This window comes from Deinococcus aquaedulcis (assembly GCF_019693445.1).
Classification (GTDB): domain Bacteria; phylum Deinococcota; class Deinococci; order Deinococcales; family Deinococcaceae; genus Deinococcus; species Deinococcus aquaedulcis.
This window is the reverse complement of record NZ_JAHRBL010000025.1, coordinates 1-16,694: the sequence shown is the minus strand read 5'-3', so window position 1 is coordinate 16,694 and position 16,694 is coordinate 1. Positions and strand designations below refer to the sequence as shown.

18 protein-coding genes are annotated in these 16,694 nt (G+C 69.4%); 10 read left to right on the top strand and 8 right to left on the bottom strand.

The window, feature by feature from the left end; genetic code table 11:
• Window positions 1-5 precede the first annotated feature (5 nt).
• The 3 genes from KMW22_RS17560 to KMW22_RS17550 form a co-directional block, all read right to left on the bottom strand.
• Window positions 6-500, bottom strand: coding sequence for a hypothetical protein (locus KMW22_RS17560; protein ID WP_221091328.1), 495 nt, complete (start codon window positions 498-500; stop codon window positions 6-8).
• A 268-nt stretch (window positions 501-768) separates the two neighbouring features.
• Window positions 769-2,001 (bottom strand): 2,3-bisphosphoglycerate-independent phosphoglycerate mutase, encoded by a 1,233-nt coding sequence (locus tag KMW22_RS17555; RefSeq protein ID WP_221091327.1) that lies wholly within the window; start codon window positions 1,999-2,001, stop codon window positions 769-771.
• Window positions 2,002-2,115: 114 nt separating this feature from the next.
• The gene (locus KMW22_RS17550) at window positions 2,116-2,934 is read right to left on the bottom strand and encodes a TerC family protein (protein WP_221091326.1); all 819 of its coding nucleotides are present in this window, start codon (window positions 2,932-2,934) and stop codon (window positions 2,116-2,118) included.
• A gap of 710 nt (window positions 2,935-3,644) precedes the next feature.
• Between KMW22_RS17550 and KMW22_RS17545 the strand changes: the two genes are divergently transcribed.
• Complete coding sequence (locus KMW22_RS17545; protein ID WP_221091325.1) at window positions 3,645-4,103, top strand: hypothetical protein; 459 nt, start codon at window positions 3,645-3,647, stop codon at window positions 4,101-4,103.
• Window positions 4,104-4,185: 82 nt separating this feature from the next.
• Here KMW22_RS17545 and trmH read toward each other — a convergent pair whose 3' ends face one another.
• From trmH to KMW22_RS17520, 5 genes are all read right to left on the bottom strand, one after another.
• A complete protein-coding gene (trmH, locus tag KMW22_RS17540) occupies window positions 4,186-4,854 on the bottom strand; it encodes a tRNA (guanosine(18)-2'-O)-methyltransferase TrmH (protein ID WP_221091324.1) in 669 nt (222 codons plus the stop codon).
• Between the two features lie 28 nt (window positions 4,855-4,882).
• Window positions 4,883-5,749: a phosphotransferase enzyme family protein gene (locus KMW22_RS17535; protein ID WP_221091323.1), complete on the bottom strand. Its 867-nt coding sequence runs from the start codon at window positions 5,747-5,749 to the stop codon at window positions 4,883-4,885.
• Window positions 5,746-6,759, bottom strand: a complete 1,014-nt coding sequence (locus KMW22_RS17530; protein WP_221091322.1) for an MBL fold metallo-hydrolase — start codon at window positions 6,757-6,759, stop codon at window positions 5,746-5,748. The genes KMW22_RS17535 and KMW22_RS17530 overlap by 4 nt, the downstream gene beginning before the upstream one ends.
• Window positions 6,760-6,781: 22 nt before the next feature.
• On the bottom strand, window positions 6,782-8,119 hold the full coding sequence (locus KMW22_RS17525) for a deoxyribodipyrimidine photo-lyase (RefSeq protein WP_221091321.1): 1,338 nt from the start codon (window positions 8,117-8,119) through the stop codon (window positions 6,782-6,784).
• 331 nt (window positions 8,120-8,450) lie between these two features.
• The gene (locus KMW22_RS17520; protein ID WP_221091320.1) at window positions 8,451-9,101 is read right to left on the bottom strand and encodes a trimeric intracellular cation channel family protein; all 651 of its coding nucleotides are present in this window, start codon (window positions 9,099-9,101) and stop codon (window positions 8,451-8,453) included.
• Between the two features lie 197 nt (window positions 9,102-9,298).
• On the opposite strand from KMW22_RS17520, the gene rpmF reads away from it, so the two are divergent.
• From rpmF to KMW22_RS17475, 9 genes are all read left to right on the top strand, one after another.
• A complete protein-coding gene (gene rpmF / locus KMW22_RS17515) occupies window positions 9,299-9,481 on the top strand; it encodes a 50S ribosomal protein L32 (RefSeq protein WP_107137128.1) in 183 nt (60 codons plus the stop codon).
• A 137-nt stretch (window positions 9,482-9,618) separates the two neighbouring features.
• The gene (locus KMW22_RS17510; RefSeq protein WP_221091319.1) at window positions 9,619-10,650 is read left to right on the top strand and encodes a GGDEF domain-containing protein; all 1,032 of its coding nucleotides are present in this window, start codon (window positions 9,619-9,621) and stop codon (window positions 10,648-10,650) included.
• A gap of 80 nt (window positions 10,651-10,730) precedes the next feature.
• Window positions 10,731-11,501 carry an AIM24 family protein gene (locus KMW22_RS17505; RefSeq protein ID WP_221091318.1) on the top strand — a complete coding sequence of 257 codons (771 nt, stop codon included), beginning with the start codon at window positions 10,731-10,733 and terminating at the stop codon, window positions 11,499-11,501.
• Between the two features lie 274 nt (window positions 11,502-11,775).
• Window positions 11,776-12,105, top strand: coding sequence for a hypothetical protein (locus KMW22_RS17500; RefSeq protein ID WP_221091317.1), 330 nt, complete (start codon window positions 11,776-11,778; stop codon window positions 12,103-12,105).
• 4 nt (window positions 12,106-12,109) lie between these two features.
• Window positions 12,110-12,799: a hypothetical protein gene (locus tag KMW22_RS17495; RefSeq protein WP_221091316.1), complete on the top strand. Its 690-nt coding sequence runs from the start codon at window positions 12,110-12,112 to the stop codon at window positions 12,797-12,799.
• Window positions 12,792-13,130, top strand: a complete 339-nt coding sequence (locus KMW22_RS17490; RefSeq protein ID WP_221091315.1) for a winged helix-turn-helix domain-containing protein — start codon at window positions 12,792-12,794, stop codon at window positions 13,128-13,130. The genes KMW22_RS17495 and KMW22_RS17490 overlap by 8 nt, the downstream gene beginning before the upstream one ends.
• Window positions 13,131-13,452: 322 nt before the next feature.
• Window positions 13,453-14,790, top strand: a complete 1,338-nt coding sequence (locus KMW22_RS17485; RefSeq protein WP_221091314.1) for an AAA family ATPase — start codon at window positions 13,453-13,455, stop codon at window positions 14,788-14,790.
• A gap of 71 nt (window positions 14,791-14,861) precedes the next feature.
• Window positions 14,862-15,776, top strand: a complete 915-nt coding sequence (locus KMW22_RS17480) for an AEC family transporter (protein WP_328774749.1) — start codon at window positions 14,862-14,864, stop codon at window positions 15,774-15,776.
• 678 nt (window positions 15,777-16,454) lie between these two features.
• Window positions 16,455-16,694, top strand: a 240-nt coding sequence (locus KMW22_RS17475) for a hypothetical protein (protein ID WP_221091312.1), incomplete at its 3' end; no start/stop codon positions are given.

Below are 16,694 nucleotides of genomic sequence, written 5' to 3'. Positions count from 1 at the left end.
GGCCGTTATTTCTTATTGCCCTGGGTTTTCTTGTACTGTCCCGGGGGCATTCCGCCGGGCTTCTTCTGCAGGCCCGGGGCCTTGGCCCAGGCGGCCTGGCGGCCCATCACGCTCGTCAGGGGCCGGGCGGTGCCGTCCTGGCCGCGCACCACAATGCTCTGGGGCTGCACATTCTGGCCCACGGTGAGCGGCTGGGCCAGCGGGTAGATTTCACGGATGGGGCCGCTGGGGGTGGGGGTGGTCACCTGCACCTGGGTCAGGCGGGTGCCGTCCGGCGACGCGGGGTTCACCACAAGGCTGCCGCTGGGGCTCAGCGTGGCGGCCGGCTGGCTGCCGGGGGTCAGGAACGACACCTGCACCCCCTGCGAAAGCAGCTGGGCCACATTGGCTGCCGTCTGCAGAATCTGGGGGTAGGGCACGCTGGCGCTGATGTTCACGCTCAGGGTCTGGGCGCTCGCTGGGGTCAGCAGCAGCGCGGCCACGATCAGGGCTTTTCGCATGGACGTTACCTCCCGGTGGCCGCAGGGCCACCCAAGGCCTCCACCTTGCCGCGCGAAACTGACCATGACCTGACACCCAATGGCCTTCGTCCTTGAGCTGGTTTTCAGGGAAAGAGTGGGGCAAAGGGGCCGGAGCCCTGACGCTGTGGGTGCACCTGAACAGCAGCGGCCCCAGCGAGATGGAGGGGCCGCTGCCTTTTCCGAATCTTCGCTTTCTTCGACCCAGAGCCGTTCAGAGTGTCCCCTGCCGTGGCCCTGGGGGCGGCGATCAGGCGCCGTACTTGTTCAGTTTCAGGGCATTGGCCATCAGCAGCGGCATCACATCTGTGCCCCGGCGCAGGCCCAGGCTGCCTTTCTGGGCTTCTTCCTCGGTGTAGCGGGCAGCGATGTCCTTGCGGCCGTACTCGCTGTGAATCAGGAGGGGCACCGGGTGCCACGAGTGGGTGGCGAGCTTGCTGGGGGTGCTGTGGTCCCCCACAATCGCCAGTACGTCGGGCTTCAGGGCCAGCAGCTGCGGCAGCAGGGCGTCGAACAACTCGATCTTTTTCACCTTGGCGGCAAAGTCGCCGTCCTCGCCGGCAGAATCGGTCTTCTTGACGTGGAAGTAGAAGAAGTCGTAGTCGGCCCAGTGCTGGCCCAGCGCCTGCACCTTGCCGTCCAGGGCGTCTTCCGTGCCCTGCACCTCCAGCACGTCCATGCCCACGAGGCTCGCCAGCCCCTTGTACATGGGGTAGCTGGCAATGCACGCGGCGCGCAGCCCGTACGCATCGTCAAAGGACGGGAAGTGCGGCACGTCGCTGTAGCCCCGGAACAGCACGCCGTTCACCTGAGGCTCACCCGCCAGGGCGGCCTCGGCGCGGGCCACAAAGGCGTTGACCAGCGCGGCGGTGCGCCCGCTGGCCTCGTCGTGGGCCTGGGCCATGAGGGGCTGAACGCCGGTGGCCTGCGGGTCCACATCGCTGAGGCCTGCGCCCAGCGCCGGGCCGCCCTGGGCGCGGAACACCACCACGAAGCGGTGCTCGCTTTCGGTGTAGATCTCCACCGGGGTGCCCTCAATATCGGGAATGGCCGCGCGCAGCTGGGCCACGATTTCGGCATTCTTGGCGTCACTGGGGCGCCCGGCGCGGCGGTCGTGCACCACGCGGCCCTCGCCCAGGGTGGCAAAGTTGCCGCGCACCGCCACGTCGCCTGCTTCCAGCTTCACGCCAATGCCCACGGCCGAGAGGGCCCCGCGCCCCACCACGTATTTCAGGGGGTCGTAGCCAAAGAGGCTCAGGTGCCCAGGGCCGCTGCCCGGCGTGATCCCGGCGCCCACCAGTTCCACCTGCCCCAGCTGGCTCTGCGCGGCCAGCGCGTCCAGGTTGGGGGTCTTGGCGGCGGCCAGTTCGCTGTCGCCGTTCACGGTCAGCGGCAGGCCGCCCACGCCGTCCAGCACGACCATCAGAATCTTGCTGTCGGTCTTCTTGGCGAGGCTGCGGATGGTGTCCAGTTGGTCGCTCATGCGGGCCAGTGTAACGCTGGTCTCAAAGGCGGCAGGTCAGGGCATATGGGCAGGGCCAAAGGAGCGGGCCGCCTTCCCCCGGGGGAAGGCGGCCCGCGCTCAGGCACGCTGGGCTCAGCGACCGTCTATGCGGCCGTCGGACGCGTCGGCCACTGTGTCGTCGAATTCGTGCACCACGGCCTCGGCCTTGGCTTCGGCAGCGGCGTCGGTCATGGCGGGGCGGCGGGTCGCCAGGAACGACCCGATAATCGCAATGGCCGCCATGATGCCCCAGAAGATGGGCGTGGGCATGTGCCAGTAGGGCACGGCCGGGTAGATCTCGTGGGCGGCCTCCAGCGTTTCCAGGCCCAGCTTCACGGCAATCCAGCCCACCAGCGCGTAGGCCACATGGTCAAACGAGGGGTACTTGTTCAGCAGCTTCAGGAACACGGTGGCCGCAATTCGCATGAGGATCAGGCCAACAATGCCGCCGAACACCACGATGGTCAGGCCCTGCTCGCGGGGCATGCCGCGCGGAATGAGCGCCACGCCCGCCAGAATGGAATCCACGCTGAAGGCAAGGTCGGTGAGGTTCAGCAGCACCACGGTGGCCCAGAAGCCCCGGCCCTTGGCCTTCTGGTCACCCTCATCCTCGCTGGTGCGGTGCTTGAGGAAATGCGACACCGCCAGATACGCCAGATACAGCGCCCCGAAGGCGCGCAGCCACCAGTATTCCAGGATGTAGCTGGCCAGCAGCACGCCCAGAATGCGCAGCACCACGGCCCCCCCAATGCCGTAGGCCAGGGCCTTGCGCTGCAGGTCGCCCTTGAGGTGCCGGACCATCACGGCCAGCACCAGCGCGTTGTCGGCCGACAGCAGGCCTTCGAGCAGAATGAGGGTGCCCAGGATCGCCCAGAATTCGGCGTTGATGGGCGGCATCTCCAGACCAAACATCAGCGGTCACCGGGGGCGGCGTGGGCCGCCTGCTTCACGAGTTTGTTCATGTGTTTAAAACCTCTGGCCCCACAGCCCCCTCAAAGGGGGGCTCAAGAGGCGCGGCGCTGCCCAGTCTAGCGAACCCCAGGGCCGCGACCTTCGGGGTTCATGAACGATTTGCACGCAAGTACTCCAGGACGGCCAGGCGCCAGCTGAGGGCTGGGCACGCCGCAAGAGGTTCAGCGGCATTGGGCCAAACACAGGGAACGGGTTTCACAGCAGCGGCCCAGCCTGGGTCCAGACCGCACTTGAGTTGTCTCTCGTACAGGAATGGGACTGTGAGGCGTACGCTTGGGGGCTGGCCCTGCATCACGCGGCATGTCCTGGCCACCTTCTGTCTATTTGATCCGCCTCAAACTTGCTTCCGCTACGCCTGGCGCGATCTCCCGTCAACCAGCTCTGGCGCCGTCTGCTCCATGGCCACAACCTCTGCTGGGCTCACGCAGGCGTCGCTGGCTCAGCATCTGCGGTCAGCCCTCCTCGTAACGGCTGTCCGGTCCACGCTGGCGCTGAAAGGCAGCCCCTTGATTCTGTGGGTGCCGCTGTCTGCCACGGAGACTCGCTTCGTTCGCCCACATGGGGGCGAGGGGGACAACTTCAACCCCTCCGGGCTCTGTTCTGGGCACAAAAGAACGTCCTGCAAAGTTCGGGGCATGGCATCATGCCGTGTGTCCTCTTCTTCACGCTGGCTGGTCATGTCCTGCATGGCCCTCGTTTCCTCTGCGGCACTGGGCCTCACTTCCTTCGCAGGCCTCACCACGAAATTGGCTGTGAAGCCTGGCCAAAAGGCTGGCGAAGTGGTCGTGAGCGCGCAACTGACCAATACACAGGGCACGCCTCTGCGCCTGTTCTGGAGCAGAGACCCGCAGCAAGACTGCACCCCAAGTCTGCGCGTTCGTGTCCTCAAGGCCGGATCAAGGGACGTGGTGTATCCGAACGCCGCAGAGCAACAATCGTTTTGCACCGCAGATGTCCGCGAGCAAGTGATCGCGCCTGGGAAAGTCCATCAGGAAGCCCGCACACTGGTCCTCGCCCCTGGCCGATACGCGATTGAAGTTCGGATTCCTGGGGTGGGCTCAGCCATGAATGCGGTCAGTGCTGGGTATGTCATGGTGACGGTTCGCTAGAGAGCCCAGCGCCTCCGGGCGCACCAGACATGCCTGCGTGGCAGAGAGCGCTGACCCCGCGTGGATTTTGCCGTCTCCCCTCTCAGTTCCCCACGATCTGGCCGTGCTCGTCCAGTGCCGGGTAGGCTTCGCCGCGCTCACGGTAGGCGGGGGCCAGATCCGGGTAGGCCCACTCAAAGGCCCAGGCGCGCAGCTGCTCGGGGCTCAGCTGGGGCGTGTCGTACAGGCCGGCGGCCAGCCGCTGACGCTGCGCCTCGAACAGGATGGTCGCCGCCGCCACCGACACGTTCAGGCTCTGCACCATGCCAAACATGGGCACGACGATATTCATGTCAGCGGCCTCGGCGGCTTCATCCGACACGCCCCATTTCTCGGCGCCCAGCAGCACGCAGGTGGGCCGGGTGTAATCGGCCTCGCGGTAGTCCACGCTGCGCTGCGAGAGGTGGGTGGCCAGCACCGCAAAGCCCTGCGCCTGTAACTCGCGCACGGCCTGCACGGCGTCGGCGTGGCGCTGCACCGGCACCCATTTGTGGGCGCTGCCGCTGGTGGCTTCGAAGGTGTGGCCCTCAAAGTCGGCCAGCTTGCCGCCCCGGGGGGGCACGGCGTGGGCGCGCAGCACCCCCACCGCGTCGCAGGTGCGCACGATGGCCGAGAGGTTGTGGGGCTTGTTCACCTCGTCCATCAGGACCGTCAGGGTGGGCTGGCGCCTGCTCAGCACGCGCAGAATCTTGGCGTAACGCTCCGGGGTCATAACGCTCTAAGGTACCGCAGCTGACCCCTCAGCCCGGGTAGGGCGCGGCGAGCGGGCCCATCAGGGGTGAGCGCACCTGCAGCTTGCGCGCGGTCCAGCCGTCGTCCTGGGTGCCGGCGCGCAGGTGAAGGGCGGCGCCCTCCAGCAGGTGGGCCCACCACAATGGGGTCAGCAGGGCGCGGGCCTCGTCACCCAGGGGGTGTAACTCGTCGTACCCTGCCACCACCTCGTCGTGCACGCCGCGCCACGCCAGCGCGAACTCGGCCACCGGGTCGTCGGGGCGGGCCAGCTCAAAGTCCAGGAGCCCCGTCAGGCGCCCGCCCTGCGCGCGCAGGTTCCAGGCGGTGAAGTCGCCGTGCAGCAGATGACTGGGGCGATCCTGAAGATTGAGCCCCTCCAGCGCCACCCGCGCCCGGTGCAGGTGCCAGCGGTACAGGCGCACCTCAGCGGGCCGGGCGGCCTCGCAGCGGTCCAGCAGGGCGTCCGTCTCTGCGTCCAACAGCGCGGCGTGGGCGGGGCGCCAGCCGGGACGCGGCGGCAGCGGGGGCAGGGCCGCAAAAGCCGCGTGCACCTCTGCCAGCCAGCGGCCCCGCTGCCGGGCGGCCTCACGCGCCGGGGCCTCGCCCGGCACCCAGGCGTGCAGGCTCCACCACGCGCCCTGGGCCAGCAGCGGCTCTGCCAGCAGCGTGGGTACTGCCCAGCCCAGGCCTGAAACCTGCTGCACCAGGGCCGCTTCATAGCGCACCTGGGCCTCGTCGCCGTGCCAGCGGCGCAAGGCCGCACGCTCCCCCTGCACCTGCACCGCCCAGTGCTGGTTCAGGCGGCCCCCCAGGGGGTTCGAAGTTCTCAAGCCCCAGTGGGCCAGCACCCCGGGGGGCAGTGCGGCCCCGCTCACCGGGCCTGCACCAGCAGGGCGCCGTCGTCCCGGGTGTCGGCCTGCACCGCGCCGGTTTCGACCAAGTGCTCCACCAGCGCCGCCGTCTGGTCCAGCAGCAAGATCGCCTGCAGCGGGCGCAGGGTGGGGTGCAGGCGATGCGTCAGGTCAAAGATGGTGGTGGGGGTCTGGGCAGCGGCGCGGGCGGCGGCCAGCTTGGCCTGCAGCCGCGCCCGCAGGCCCTGAATGCGGCCCTGGGGGTCGGGCATGGGACCGTCGTGGCCGCCCAGGGCCAGCGTGATCCCCGGCAGGGCGGCCACCCGGTCCAGCGCAGCGAGGTAGTGGCGCACCCCCGCGCCGCGCTGGTAGCGCTCGGGCATCAGCGGCGGCGAGTGGTGGGGCAGCAGGTGATCGGCGCTGAGCAGCACCTCGTCCAGCCGCAGGCACACCTGCGCGCCGTCGTGACCGGGGGTGTGCAGCACCTCAAAAAGGCCGTCTAGCCGGTCCCCGTCCCGCAGCGCCTCCACGGGCCCGGCGGGCGGCTGCATCAGGTTCTGGCCCCGGCGCCGCAGCCGGGCGGCGTAATCGCTGTCCAGCGGAATCCCGGCCCAGCGCAGGTGGCCGTCCACGGCGACGGTCCAGGCGTCGCGCCGCTCTTCCGGGCGTTCCAGAATGGGCACGGCCCACTCGTGCGCCGCCACCGGGGCCGGGCTCAGGGCGCGCACGGCGGCCAGCCCACCGGCGTGGTCGGGGTGCGGATGGGTGAGCACCACGCGGCGCAGCGTGTCCCAGGTCACCGCTTCACCCGCCGCGCGCACCGCCGCCAGGGCGGCCTGCAGGTCAGCCACGCTGTCCGGCTGGGCGCTGCCGGTGTCCACCAGGGCGGTGTACCCGGGCCGCGCCGGGTCGCCCTGCACGGCGAGGTAGGCATTGGCGCGCAGGCCCGTAAAGGCGCGCAGCGGCAGGGTGTACAGGCGCGCGCCGCTGACGGTGGTGTGGCAGGCAAGCTCGGGGATGCTGGGGGCCCTCATGGGCTCCACTGTAAGGGCGCCCCTACGCCCACTGGCGCGCGTACAGATCGGCGTCGAACTTGCGCCTTAGGCCAGCGGCGGTCATGGAGCGCACCATGCCGAACACGGGGCGCCGCGCCCAGGGGCGGTCGTGCTGCCCGAACACCCAGTCCAGCCCCGCCCAGGAATTGGGGTTGCGGCCGTCCTGCTCGTAGCGGTTGTTCAGCCACACCAGCGTTTCGTAGGCGGCCTGGGGCGTGTGGGTCCATTCCAGCACCTTCTTGCCCCAGTACATGCGCATGTAGTTGTGCATGCGCCCGGTGCGGGTCATCTGGCGCTGGGCGGCGTTCCAGTAAGGGTCGTGGGTCTGCGCGGCGTCCAGTTCCTCGCGGGTGTACAGGGCCTCGCGCGGGTCCCCGGCGTGCTCTTCCAGGGTGGCGCGGGCCCAGGCGGGCAGGCCCTCGTAGCGGTCATAGGCGGGGTTGTAGGTGCAGAGGTTAAAGCTCAGTTCGCGGCGCACGATCAGCTCTTCCAGGAACATGTCGGTGCCGGGGCCGGGGTGCTCACGGGCGGCCAGGGCAGCGGTCAGGGGCGAGAGGTGGCCGTAGTGCAGCGCGGCGCTCAGGCGGCTGCTGCCGTCCACCGTGGGGTCGTTCCGGCGCAGGTGGTAGGTCTCCAGCTTGCGGGTCACGAAGTCTTCCAGCAGGTCCAGCGCGGCGTGCTCACCGCCTTCCTCGGCGCCGGGGGGCACGCTGTGATCCACGGGCAGGGCTGATACCTGCGCGGCGGGGCTGTGCAGGTCCAGGCCCAGGGCCCAGTCGGTGGTGGTGCGGCGCAGCTCGCGCGGCTCCAGGGGCACCAGATACTCGTGCCAGAGGCGGTGCAGTTTGGGGCGCAGGGTGCGCGCGCCCACCTCCAGCTTGGGGCTGGCCACGCGCACCGGCACCACGGCTTCGGATTCCACCTGCACCAGCGGCACCGTCAGCCGCTCGCGCAGCCACGCCCGCCACTCGCGCGCCACGCGCACGTACCCTACGTCGGTGACCACCAGGGCCGCGCCTTCCTGCGCCGCCTGCAGGGCCACCTCGGGCGGCGTGCCCAGGGCCACGCGCAGGGGAATGCCGCGCGCCGCCAGCTCACGTCGCAGGTCGCGCAGACCCTCCAGCAGATACAGGTAGTGCCGGGCGTTGGCCTCGGGGTACGCGGGGGTCAGGCCAAAGACCGCCACCAGCGGCAAATCCAGGCGGCTGGCCTCCTGCACGGCGTATTCCAGGGCGTGGTTGTCGCGCACCCGCACGCTGGCCTGCACCCACAGCAACACGAACCCGCGCCGGCCCGCTTCCCCGGGGCGCAGCGGCTGCACACGCGCATCGTGAATCATGGCCTCCCCTTGTACCAGGGCCCGCCCTGGTCACCTGTACGCCCGCTTACCGCTGGGGTGGCTTCTGGCGGCAAGGCCCAGAAATGGGAACTGAGCCGGGGTGCCAAGACCACACCCGAGCCCTGATTTTGCAGCCGGGTTCAGTTGGGGCGGGGCGACTCAATCAACGCGGCGCTTTCCCTCCTTGTACGGGACCCGCAAAGGCTGGGATGGGGACCCGATGCCCGGGCTGACGTTCTCGCCCCTGCCACTTTGCCGGGCTTGAACACCAGCCGAACCATTGCTCTCTCCCGCTCCGATTGACCTGTTTGATTCGCGCTTCCCTTTCTTCTTAGCCCTCGGGGAGGCGGCGCACTGGCAGGCGGGCCCAGCCCCGGCGCGAGAGCCAGCGCAGCAGCGCCACCACCAGCGCCCCGCCAAACTGCGCCTGAAACGGCGTGACATGCGGGTACAGCAGCCACACCGTCAGCGCGCCTGCAGCGGCGGCGGTGGCATACAGCTGCTCGCTGCGGTACATGATTTCCGGTACCTCGTTGGCAATCAGGTCGCGGATCACACCGCCGCCCACCCCGGACAGCATGCCCGCAAACACCACGCCCAGCGGCCCCAGCCCGAAGTTGATTGCCCCAATGGCCCCCGACGCCGCAAACAGCGCCAGCCCGGCCGTGTCAAACAGGCTGAGGGTGCGCTCAAAGCGGGCCAGCCGCGCCCCGAACAGAAACGCCAGCCCGGAACCCAGCAGCGCCGCCCACAGGTACGCCTCGTCGCGCAGAAAGAGGGGCGGGGTCTGTCCGGTCAGGGTGTCGCGGATGGCGCCGCCGCCCACGGCGGTCACGCAACCCAGCACCAGCACGCCAAACAGGTCAAACCGCTTGCGCACCGCCAGCAGCGCCCCCGACAGGGCAAAGGCCAGCACGCCGATCAGGTCCAGGGCGCGCAGGCCCGCTTCCAGCGTGATGGGCGACCACTCCAGCTCGTGCACGGCTCCACTGTAACGGGGGCGCGCCGGGCGTGGCCGAGCCCCACCACCCTCCCCCACAGTGCCCCCTGTCCTGGCCGTGGCTTCACCTGGGCGGCATATGGTATACTCCCGGCTGTTGTCTCGGCCGGGGGCGCCCCCCTGCGGCCCGAGAATCGCGCCCCGGCGAGCAAACGCCGCGCGGCCCAGGAGAACCCAACATGGCCAAGCACCCCGTTCCCAAGAAGAAGACCAGCAAGAGCAAGCGCGACATGCGCCGCAGCCACCACGCCCTCGTGGCCCCCAACCTGAGCGAGTGCCCCCAGTGCCACGCCAAGAAGCTCAGCCACCACATCTGCCCCAGCTGCGGCTATTACGACGGCCGTCAGGTGCTCGCCGTCTAAGCACCCCCAGCCGAACAGTCCCCGGGTTCACGCCTGGGGACTTTCTGTTGTTGGCTGAGGCATGTACCTTAACCCTTTAACGTTCAGTCTTCCCATGCGTGAGAAAACTGGAAGGGGGGGCCCCGTACGGTGGGGCCATGAACGCCCGGCCGCGCTGGCGCCTGACAGAGGCCAACCGCCGCCGGATGTACCTGTGGGTGAGTGGGCTGGCCAGTGTGATGCAGTTGGCGGTGGGGGCGCTGCTGCTGGGGCAGCCGGGGGCCGCTGCGCACTGGCCGCTGCTGGGCGCGCTGGTCTGCGCGGGCGCCTGGGCCCTGCTGCTGACCCGGCGCGTGCCCTGGCGCTGGGTGGACTACGGGGTGCTGCTGGCGGCCACGGGGCTGGTGCTGGCCCAACTGCTGAAGGTGCCACCCGGGGGAGAGGTGTCGGCGCAGCTGCTGTTTGCCGGCAGCTTTCTGTTTCTGGCGGGGTTCAGCATTCTGCCGCTGCCGGGGGCGCTGGCCTACGTGCTGGGGGTCTTTGCGGCCTACGGCGTGGCCGTGGCGCTGCGGGGCGGCCCCGTGGCCCTGCTGTGGGAACTGGGACTGGTGGGGCTGCTGGCCGCGCACCTGTCCACCTTTGGGCAGGCGGTGTCGCTGGAACGCGCCGAGGCCCGCGCCTACGCCCGGCTGGCCCTGACCGATCCCCTGACGGGCCTGCCCAACCGCCGCGCCATGATGGACCGCCTGCAGCGCGCCGCCCAGGCCGGACAGGGCGCGGCGGCGCTGCTGCTGGATATTGACCGCTTCAAGGCCATCAATGACCGCCTGGGCCACGACGCAGGCGACGAGGTGCTGCGCGAGGTGGCCGCGCGGCTGCGCCGGACCCTGGCCGGGCGCGGCGAGGTGGCGCGCTGGGGCGGCGAGGAATTTCTGGTGCTGCTGTCCCCCGGCGTGCCCGCCGACGCCCTGAGCGCCGCGCTGCAACAGGCGGTGCGCAGCGCGCCTATGACAGGCGGAGTCACCGTGACCCTCAGCCTGGGGGGCGCCACGCTGCAGGAAGCGCCAGCGGTGGGCGACCTGCTGAAGCTGGCCGACGCCCGGCTGTACGTGGCCAAGGCGGGGGGCCGCGACCGCGCCGAACTGCACACGCCTGGGCTGCATGAATTGCGCGCCCTGACCCTGGCGTGAAGGAGGAGCCCAGGGCCAGCGCCACGCCGGGGCATGGTGACCCTGGGAACGATTGGGCCACACCCCGCGTACCCGTCCACATGGACTTCACCTGGACTGGCAGCACCGAACGCGAACTGAGCGCCCACGGCCACAAGCTGGAAGTCATTGAGTACAGCGCCGCGCCCATGGAAGCGCCCCTCAGCGGCTACCACCAGTCCTTATCGCGCCCCCGGCGCTGGCGGCAGCTGGCGGTGCATGTGGGCGGCGGGCAGGCAGTGCTGGAACCCGGCGCCCTGCAGTACCTGCGCGGCGAACTGGAGATGCAGGCGGTCAGCGCCAGCGGCAGTGGCGGCGGCCTGGGCGGCTTTCTGCGCGGGGCCGTCACAGCGGCGGCCACAGGCGAAGGCATGTACAAAACCGCCTACAAGGGCAGCGGCACCCTCTTTACCGAACCCACCCGCCTTCACCTGCTGCTGGGCGAACTGCGCGGCGAGAGCCTGATCGTGGATGACGGCGCCTTCGTGGCCTGCGTGGGCGACCTGCAGGTGGGCCGCCACGTGAACCAGGGCTTTGCCCAGGCCGTGGGCAGCGGCGAGGGCCGCGTGCAGCCCAAGCTGACGGGCAGCGGGATCTTCGCCCTGCAAAGCCCGGTGCCGCCCGAAGAATTCCAAGTGCTGGAACTGCGCGGCGAGACCCTGAAGGTGGACGGCAATCTGGTGGTGGCCTACACCGATGGCCTGGAGTTCAAGGTGGAGCGCAGCGCCCGTGGCCTGTTGGGCAGCGGCAAGACCGGCGAAGGCTTCGTGCAGGCCTACCGGGGCACCGGCCGCGTGTGGCTGGCCCCCACCCTGCCCATTCACCTCACCTGAGAGCGGGAACCTGCAGGACTGCCGAGCATCCGGGGGTCTGGCTCCGGCGCCGCTGGGCCGCTGTGACCCCACATTCAACCTCTCAGCCCTGCTCTCAACCCACCGACGGCGCCTCCGGGCGCCTTTTTCTATGGCTGGGCAGCCTCTGAACATACGGGGACAGGAACGCTGATCTTCACGCAGAGAGGAGATGGCTCGTGGGGGCAGGCCCGACCGCCATTAACATCACAAACCCCTCCTTGACACAGACCGGTCTGTGATGCAAACTTAGTTTATGCCACAGACCTTGATCCGTCCCCGGTTGCCCCAGTCCTGGTCGCTGACCTCGGCAGAGGCCCAGCGCATCACTCTGTCTCTGATGGCCCTGGCCACCTTGGCCAGCAGCCAACTGACGGGCACTCCGGCGGCCAGTCTCGTGCTGCCGCTGGTGCTGGCCCTGGTCGTGGCCGCGTTGGTGCCGGAGCGCCGGGTGGCGGCCGGGTTGGTCCTGGGGGTAATTCTGGTGGCCCTGGGTCTGTTGCTGCTGGTCAAGCCGGTGGTGCTGCTGGGCGGCGTGGTGTTGCTCGTGGCGCCACGCCTGGGCCAGCGCCCGGCAGCGAGGTAAGGCCATGACCGCCTCCTCTCCCCTGCCCGCCGATTACACGCAGCTGCAACACCTGACCGAACGCTACGCCCGGTTCTCGGCGTCTGCACTGGGCCTGGGCCACCTGTACGGCGCCGCTGCGCTGCCCCTGACCTTCGCCCTGGCCCGTTCAGGCGCGGCCCCCACCAGCCTCATGCTCTGGACCGCCGCCGTGGCCCTGGGCTTCATCGCGGTGGTGCGGCTGAGCCGCAAGCACTATCAGACCCTTGGGGCGGTCACGGAACAGCCGCGCTCCGGCCCCTTCAGCTGGGGGCTGCTGGCCGGGATTGGCGCTGGCGTCGCTGTGGGCCTGCTGGCTGAACACCTGGGCTGGGTGACCGACGCCTTTCCCAGTCTGCAGGGCGTGCCCGTGTCCGCCCTGCTGGTGCTGGTGGTCACTGTTCCTGGCCTGTTTCGCTTTCTGGATCAGTCGCATACGCGCACCGCCGGGCTGGGCATCCTGCTGCTGGCCGCCACCCTGATCGGTGGGCGCACGGACTTCGCCGAAGCGTGGCGCGGCACAGCGCAACTGGCCGCATTGGTTGGCTGTTCCCTGTTCCTGGTGTGGCTGGCCCTGCGGCAACATGCTGAAGCGCGGCAGGTGACGGCCGAACTGCGCGCGGTGCGCCGCCGTCTGGGCCTGCCCTCAGGGCACCGTGGGGCCCAGCATGACTGAGTCGGCGCTGCCTGGGGCCATGCAGGCGCTGCTGGGCCTGGACCGGGTGATCCACGAGCCCGTGCGCCTTGCCATCCTCTCGTTGCTGGCTGGTGCCCAGGACGCCGAGTTCAAGTTTCTGGAAGCCACCCTGGGCCTCAGCAAGGGCAACCTTTCCAGCCACGCCGCCAAGCTGGAAGACGCCGGCTACGTGGCCATCGTCAAGACCTTCCGGGGCAAGGTGCCGGTCACGAGTTACCGCATCACCCCTGCTGGCCGGCAGGCCCTGGACACCTACTGGGCGGCGCTGCGCGGCGCGGCCCCGGCGCCCGCAGCAGATCAGCCCGACTGACGCCGCAGCCTTCCAGCAAGACACGGACGCCCGCAAGCCGCGTGGGCGTCCGTCTTTTTCTGGCCTTGCCCTCGCTGGAAGGGGGTGCCCTGAACACCGCCCATTCACCTCCAGCCCCTGCAACCCGCCAGTCGGTCAGGCCCCGTTTGCGCCATTTGGCGCAGGAGGGCGCGCGGCCTGCCGCCTATGCTGGGTGTATCGCCTGCGCCATCCCGGCGCTGGCCACATGCCCGCGCCCGGCGCGGCCCTGTGTTCCCCTGCACCTGCCCGTGTCCGTGGGCAAGGTCCGCCCCTTCCACGCCCCCTCGCTGCGGAGCATGCCATGACCATTCCTGATCCCCTGACCCTCTGGCGTGAGCTGGAGGCCGCCGTCCGCCACACCCTCACCCACAACGAACTGGCCCAGGGCGGCCTGCTGATCGCCGTGCTCAGCGCGCTGGCCGTGCAGGCCCGCACGCTGCCCGCGCAGCTCTGGGGCTGGCTCAAGGGCCGGGCGACCCTCACGCTGGAGGTGCAGGGCGACGACGCCGCGTTTCCCTGGCTGGCGGCGTGGCTGGCCGCGCAGCCGGTGGGCGTGCACCTGCGCCACCTGGGCGTGGTGACCCGCTTTAACGAACAGATGGGCGGCCAGAACCTGTGCCTGGGCCTGGACCGCGACGGCGACGAGGTGAACGTGCGGCTGGTGCCCCTGAGCGGGCAGGTGCTGCTGCGCTACCGGGGCCACTGGCTGCTGGCCCGCCCCAGCCGCACCCAGCGCCAGTTGCCGGGCCGCGCGGCCGGGGGCTTTGACCACAACCTCACCTTTCGCATGCTCAGCCGCGCCCGCCCGGTCGTGGCCGAGCTGCTGCGCGAAGCCTACGAGGCCACCGCCGGCCGGGGCGACGGCCGCATTGAGATCCATGTGCCCAGCTACGACAGCTGGTCCCTGGCCGAACGCCGCCCGGCGCGCCCGCTGACCAGCCTGATCTACAGCGCCGGCGTGCTGGACACGCTGCGTGGCGACCTGGACGCCTTTTTTCAGGACCGGGACTGGTACGCAGATATGGGCATTCCCTACCGCCGGGGCTACCTGCTGCACGGCCCGCCCGGCAACGGCAAAAGCAGCCTTGTGGCGGCGCTGGCTGGCGCTTACGGCCTGAACGTGTGCGTGCTGAATCTGGCCGCCCCCGAACTGACCGATGACCGCCTGAACACGCTGCTGGGCAACCTGCCCCGGCGCGCCCTGCTGCTGCTAGAAGACATTGACGCCGTCTTCGTGGGCCGCGAACCCCGCTCGGCGGCCGTGAAGCTGTCCTTTAATGGGCTGCTCAATGCCCTCGACGGCGTGGCGGCGGGCGAAGGCCGCGTGACCTTCATGACCACCAACCACCTGTCGGGGCTGGACCCCGCCCTGATCCGCCCGGGGCGCGCCGACCGGCACCTGCCCTTAGGCAACGCCACGCCCGCCCAGGTGGCCGGGATGCTGCGCCGCTTCTGGCCAGCCTGGCCGGAGGCGCAGGTGCAGGCCCTGAGCGCCGGGGTGCCGGGCGGCCTGCTGAGCATGGCCCGCGTGCAGGAATACCTGCTGGAGCGCCGCCACGACGAAGCGGCGGTGGGGCGCGACTGGCCCGGGCTGGTGGGGACCCCCTGCCCCACGCGCCTGCTGCTGGCCGCCAGCTGAAGCCGCCCTGCCCCCACCTGCCTGCACGGGTCGGCCCCGGGCCCTGCCCGCCCGTGCCAGCATGGGCCCCTGTGTGGCAGGCGCTGAGCGACGTGTTGCTGCCCGTGCTGCTGGTGGCCGGGCTGGGCGGCCTGCTCTCGGCCCGGTTGCCCATTGATCAGGCCACGGTGGCGCGCATCACGCTGTATCTGCTCTCGCCGGCGCTGGTGCTGGAGGTGCTGCTGACCACCCCGGTGCAGGCGGGCGAAACCCTGGCGCTGGGCGCGGCCTACACCCTGACTGTGGCGGGCTGCCTGGGCCTGGGGTGGCTGTGCGGGCTGGGCCGCCCGGTGCCGGAACAGCGCAGCCTGATGGCCAGCGTGGCGATCTGGAATAGCGGCAACATGGGCCTGCCCATCGCCCTGTTCGCCTTTGGCAAGACAGGTTTTGCCCAGGCCACGCTGCTGTTTCTGATGTCTTTTGTGGGCATGTACCTGGTGGCGCCTGTGGTGTACAGCGCCGGAGTGCCCGGCCAGCCCCGGGCCGGCGCGGCCCTGCTGCTGAACATGGTGCGCCTGCCCGCCGTCTGGATGGTCGGCGTGGGCCTGCTGCTGCGGGCCCTGCACCTTCACCTGCCCGCCGGGCTGATGCGTGGGGTGGAACTGCTGGCCCAGGCCACCCTGCCAGTGGTGCTGTTGTCGCTGGGCCTGCAACTGGGGGCGGCTGGCTGGCCCCGCCTGGACCTGCGGGTGGCCCTGGCCACTGCCGCGCGCCTGCTGGGCGGCCCACTGCTGGGCCTGGGCGCCGGGCTGCTGTGCGGCCTGGGTGGGCAGGCCCTGGCGGTGCTGGTGCTCTCGGCCAGCATGCCCACAGCGGTCAACGCCCTGCTCATTGCCCGCGAGTACAGCGGCGACGCTGACACCGTGGCCCGCACCGCCTTTTTCAGTTCTGTGCTCAGTGTGCCGACCATCGCGGCGGTGGTCAGCCTGCTGCCGGCTCTGACCTGAATAGGCGAACCTGTGGGTGATGCCCGGCGGAGCCGTCCTGCACGGCCTTTTTTTCATCGACCCGCTGAACTTGACGCCGGCTGCATACCACGCTATCTTGGTTTTATCACCGTCCGCGAAGGGCGGATTTTTTGTTTTGGGGCTAGGTGAGTGCTGCTGCCCCTCTTGCCAGAACCCCGAGAGACGACAGAATTCGCCCACCTGCTTTGGTGCGGCGAATGAGGCTCTGAATCTCATGGCAACGTGTATGCATTCGCTACACTTCTGCCCCAACAAAGAACCGCTCCCACACTCTATTTTCCTGATCCAATCCAGGGCCTTGACGCCACCTGCATACCACGCTATATTGGTCTTATCACCGTCCGCGAAGGGCGGATTTTTTGTTTTCAGGCTCCTGTGTCAGCGCGGTCACCTCTGGAGGAAGAGACCGCCACCACTCTGCATAGTCGGCTAGCCCTGATCCCCTGTCGCTCCGCATCCACACGGCTTTTTTGCCCTCGCCTGCTGGCGCTTGACCCTGGCTGCATACCGCGCTATATTGTTCTTATCACCGCTGAAGAAGGCGGCTTTTTTCTTTTGGTTTCCTCTAGGTCCTGACAACCCGCTGTCAGAGTTCCGGTACACACTGAGGGCAATGCGAATCCCTGGCTTTCGGAGTGTCCGGCAGGCGAAGGTGGAATGGCGAGTGAAGTACGGCAGCCGCTGCAATGGCGGGCGCACTGGCCGGGTGAAGGTCAGGATTCCGAAGCCACACCGCCGGGGAGCGTGAAGGCAGGTCATCCGGCGGATCACAGGTCATACGAAAAAGAAGTAAAGATTGGACATTACGCATTGGGAAGCCAGTGGAAGTACGTCGTGCGCGAAACCAGAGCTTCTTGGGTCATCAGCCAAGCACATCGCTCGTCAACGGCCGCGAGC

What these genes read in the sequence shown, in the direction of transcription:
- KMW22_RS17490 (WP_221091315.1), top strand. Translation starts at nt 12,792, where the DNA reads ATGACTGAGTCGGCGCTGCCTGGGGCCATGCAGGCGCTGCTGGGCCTG.
- rpmF (WP_107137128.1), top strand. Translation starts at nt 9,299, where the DNA reads ATGGCCAAGCACCCCGTTCCCAAGAAGAAGACCAGCAAGAGCAAGCGC.
- KMW22_RS17495 (WP_221091316.1), top strand. Translation starts at nt 12,110, where the DNA reads ATGACCGCCTCCTCTCCCCTGCCCGCCGATTACACGCAGCTGCAACAC.
- KMW22_RS17560 (WP_221091328.1), bottom strand. Translation starts at nt 500, where the DNA reads ATGCGAAAAGCCCTGATCGTGGCCGCGCTGCTGCTGACCCCAGCGAGC.
- trmH (WP_221091324.1), bottom strand. Translation starts at nt 4,854, where the DNA reads ATGACCCCGGAGCGTTACGCCAAGATTCTGCGCGTGCTGAGCAGGCGC.
- KMW22_RS17550 (WP_221091326.1), bottom strand. Translation starts at nt 2,934, where the DNA reads ATGTTTGGTCTGGAGATGCCGCCCATCAACGCCGAATTCTGGGCGATC.
- KMW22_RS17510 (WP_221091319.1), top strand. Translation starts at nt 9,619, where the DNA reads ATGAACGCCCGGCCGCGCTGGCGCCTGACAGAGGCCAACCGCCGCCGG.
- KMW22_RS17500 (WP_221091317.1), top strand. Translation starts at nt 11,776, where the DNA reads ATGCCACAGACCTTGATCCGTCCCCGGTTGCCCCAGTCCTGGTCGCTG.
- KMW22_RS17525 (WP_221091321.1), bottom strand. Translation starts at nt 8,119, where the DNA reads ATGATTCACGATGCGCGTGTGCAGCCGCTGCGCCCCGGGGAAGCGGGC.
- KMW22_RS17505 (WP_221091318.1), top strand. Translation starts at nt 10,731, where the DNA reads ATGGACTTCACCTGGACTGGCAGCACCGAACGCGAACTGAGCGCCCAC.
- KMW22_RS17555 (WP_221091327.1), bottom strand. Translation starts at nt 2,001, where the DNA reads ATGAGCGACCAACTGGACACCATCCGCAGCCTCGCCAAGAAGACCGAC.
- KMW22_RS17485 (WP_221091314.1), top strand. Translation starts at nt 13,453, where the DNA reads ATGACCATTCCTGATCCCCTGACCCTCTGGCGTGAGCTGGAGGCCGCC.
- KMW22_RS17530 (WP_221091322.1), bottom strand. Translation starts at nt 6,759, where the DNA reads ATGAGGGCCCCCAGCATCCCCGAGCTTGCCTGCCACACCACCGTCAGC.